Below are 623 nucleotides of genomic sequence, written 5' to 3'. Positions count from 1 at the left end.
CACTTGGCAATATTCTTACATGGCGTAAGGACATTCATTTTGACGACGCACTCATCGTCATTTATAAAGCACCGACCTAACAATAAAACGAACAGCGACGTGCGCTGCTCGTTTCTTTCAACATCGTTAACGTGATTAAGCTTCGCGTCTGCGCCACCATGCTAAAGGAGCGAACAGAGCCAACAACCAGAGATTTAGACTGCCGCCATCGTCATCGGAACCTTTGAAATCACAATTATTGGTTGCAATACCATCGTGACACTCTTTGCCCGCTTCTTCTCTAGCATTGATGATAAAATTTGGTTCAGTGATGTAACGGTTTGGTGGTGTGTCGGCAGTAATGTAAGACTGAACCCAGTCGTAGTAGTTACTGACCTTCGTGTAAAAACTTGGAATGGTCAGCGAGCCACAAGTCGGCAATACCAAAGGACCACCACTCACGACACCAATTTGCTTGCCTGTCGCAATGTCCAGCAGCGGGCCACCGCTGTCCCCTTTACAAGCAGAGTTACCATATTGAGTGCTGCTGCTTGGCTCTAAAATCCTATTGAATGTAGGCACTGTACAGATCTTAGTCGCGTTGCTTCTAGAGTTAATCAACCCCGGATAGCTATTGCCAATTT

General features: G+C 46.2%; 1 protein-coding gene. It reads right to left on the bottom strand.

The window, feature by feature from the left end; translation table 11 throughout:
- Positions 1–135: 135 nt before the first annotated feature.
- Positions 136–623, bottom strand: a 488-nt coding sequence (locus R7Z50_RS28650; protein ID WP_318149901.1) for a trypsin-like serine protease, incomplete at its 5' end; no start/stop codon positions are given.

It is taken from the genome of Vibrio sp. 1249-1 (assembly GCF_033340495.1).
This window is presented reverse-complemented; position numbering and strand designations above follow the sequence as displayed.